General features: G+C 64.7%; 3 protein-coding genes. All 3 read right to left on the reverse strand.

Annotation, left to right across the window (positions count from 1 at the left end; all coding sequences use genetic code 11):
• Positions 1-332: 332 nt before the first annotated feature.
• Positions 333-590, reverse strand: a complete 258-nt coding sequence (locus A3A5_RS0117760) for a hypothetical protein (RefSeq protein WP_018311887.1) — start codon at positions 588-590, stop codon at positions 333-335.
• A gap of 273 nt (positions 591-863) precedes the next feature.
• Positions 864-1,124 (reverse strand): H-NS family nucleoid-associated regulatory protein, encoded by a 261-nt coding sequence (locus A3A5_RS0117765; RefSeq protein ID WP_018311888.1) that lies wholly within the window; start codon positions 1,122-1,124, stop codon positions 864-866.
• Positions 1,108-2,322 (reverse strand): DNA-binding protein, encoded by a 1,215-nt coding sequence (locus tag A3A5_RS0117770; RefSeq protein WP_018311889.1) that lies wholly within the window; start codon positions 2,320-2,322, stop codon positions 1,108-1,110. The genes A3A5_RS0117765 and A3A5_RS0117770 overlap by 17 nt, the downstream gene beginning before the upstream one ends.
• Positions 2,323-2,423 lie beyond the last annotated feature (101 nt).

Here is a 2,423-nt window from a genome sequence, read left to right on the forward strand (position 1 = left end):
AAGCAGGGCGGCGGCCCCTCGAACCTCGTCACCTGTCAAGCGTTCTCGGCGCCAATTGCGATTTTATTTGGCGGCTTATCTTGGGTGGATTGGGCGGGTTCCCCCCAACTCCAGTAAGGTTGGGAATCGAAACTCGCACACAGCTTGCTGCAGCAAGTTGCGCTTGTATCGATCAGTGTTCTCCGACTGGACCTTGACTAAGTTGTCGGCTTCCCAAGAAGGGTCAGTCATCGCTAGTTAAAGTGACACGTGTGATACTGCATTCTGCCATACCATCAGGGCACGCTACCGAATCGCTCGTTGACGAGCGCTGCCGAACGGACACAATTGGGTCAAAGCTTCGCAGCGATGCCAGCCAGTCTCTTGCTTGGCTTCGCTACCTTGATCTGGGCCTTTCCGTCTTTGCTGACACGAACGGAGGTCGCATATTGGATGATCGCATCATAGGCGTCCTTCGTGTCAGCCTGATACCAGCCAGCACGATACGAAAGCTTGCCGGCTGCAACCATCCCCTCTAGATCGGGATAGCATTCAACGCGCTGCTTCACCAGCTGTCGGAGATGTTGAAGGTCCTTCGCAGATAACGTCATGTCACCCTTTCAGCAATGCCTGAATTGTATTCGATAGGTCACTAAGGAGTTGAGGCTACTCTACAACAGCAATGTAGCAATAAGACCACACGCGACCCTGCATGGGCCGACGGTCTCTTGAATTGCTCCTGACTGTCAGCTGGCACGCCGGAGCCGCACGCCGCATGGAACGATGAATGCGTCTATAACGCCACTTTGGATGCGCAAGTTGAGACTGGCTCGGGATCCGAAAATTCCGCCACATTCTCCGGCGAACTGCATCGTCGAATTTTCTTATCCGACCCGGTAAAACTCCACGGTCTGCCCCGCATTGACCGCCCGCCGCAGCCAGTCCGGCATCTCGCCGGTTCCGTCCCAGCTCTGGCCCGCGGCGTTGCGGGAGCAGACCACCGGCGGTGGCGCTGGTGGGGGTGGCGGTGGGGGCGGCGGATCAAAGCACCCCGCCGCCCGCAGTTCCTCCATGGTCAGGTCGTAATCGGCCATCTGGTCCTGGATCCAGCGGATCGCGGCTGCCCGCTCAGTTTTCGTGGTCATCGTTGCTATCGGGACTGTTGCTGCTATCGTTGTTGTCTTCCTGGCCGCCGGGCAGCGCCGGTGCGTCCTGCTCGTGGTCCTGAATTTTGTCCTGGTCTTCGCCCTGGTCATCCTGCGCCGCCGGCGCCGGGCGGGCGGGCTTGCGCCGACGCCCTCCACCGGCGCCCTCCCGCTCGCGCGGCAGGCGCAATTCTGCCAGCAGCTGGCGCGCCAGCACCGCTTCCGCCTCGGCGCGCTCGGCCCGGCGCTGGGCCGCTGCCAATTCCATCTGCACCGTGTCCCGCTCGGCGGCGGCGTGGCGCTGCGCCGCCTCGGCGGCCGCGAGTCGCTCGGTGAGCCGCTCCGAGAGCGCCGCGGCCTGGGCCTCGAGCCGGGCCCGAGCCTCGGCCTGCGCCACCGCCGCGTCGCGGGCCTCGGCGCGCGCCGCCGCCAATTCCGTGCGCAACTCCTCGCTGGCACGCTCGCTCTTCTGGCGCGCGGTGCGCTCCGCGTCCAGTTCGCGCAAGGCGCGGCGCTCGCTGGCCTCGGCCCGTTCCTGGGCGATAACGACCTGTTCGCGGGCCCGCCCCAGCTCGGTCGAGAATTGGGTGCGCAAGGCGTCCAGATGGCGTCGGCCCGCCTCCAGTTCCGTCCGGCCCGCCTCGAGCCGGGCCTGCGTGGCAGCGTGCGCCTGCCGCTCCGAGGCCAGGTCCGCCTGCACGGTGTCGTGGGCCTGCCGCGCTTCCGCCAGCTGGGCCGCAATCGCTGCCGCTTCCTCGCGTGCGAGCGCGGTCTCGGCGCGCGCTGCATCGCGCTCGGCCTCGGCCGCGCTGGCGGCGGCGCGCGCCTCGGCGCGCAGCGTGGCCAGCTCGCCGGTGGCGGCCTCGTTGGCGGCCTGCCAGATGGTCTGCACTGCCCCGGCCGCAATGTCCTTCAAGGCCTCTGGTAGATCGGGGTGGTCGATGGTGACGCGCGTGCGCCCGCGCAGCTCCTGCCAGAACGCCTGCAGCACCTCGGCGGGCGTGCCCATGCTGCCCTTGCGCACCAGCTGATAGAGCTTGTTGGCGGTGGGCGTGACGCCGTAGCGGAAGAACAGCAGGCCGCAGACCTCGCGGTACAGCGCGCGGGTCTCGGGAAAGCGGCCGCGCAGCTCGGCAATGTCGTTGGCCAAAGCGGCCTGCAGCGCGGCGTCGCTCAGATCGAGGTCGGGAGCGGGCATCAGCGAAAAATCTGGTGTTGGATAGTAATTATATTACTACGTAATACGTCATATATCTAATTTATTACGGCATACTTTAGACATAAGTTTGATTATGTCTA

Origin of the sequence: Cupriavidus sp. UYPR2.512 (assembly GCF_000379565.1) — a bacterium.
Lineage (GTDB): Bacteria > Pseudomonadota > Gammaproteobacteria > Burkholderiales > Burkholderiaceae > Cupriavidus.

What these genes read in the sequence shown, in the direction of transcription:
- A3A5_RS0117760 (WP_018311887.1), bottom strand. Translation starts at nt 590, where the DNA reads ATGACGTTATCTGCGAAGGACCTTCAACATCTCCGACAGCTGGTGAAG.
- A3A5_RS0117770 (WP_018311889.1), bottom strand. Translation starts at nt 2,322, where the DNA reads ATGCCCGCTCCCGACCTCGATCTGAGCGACGCCGCGCTGCAGGCCGCT.
- A3A5_RS0117765 (WP_018311888.1), bottom strand. Translation starts at nt 1,124, where the DNA reads ATGACCACGAAAACTGAGCGGGCAGCCGCGATCCGCTGGATCCAGGAC.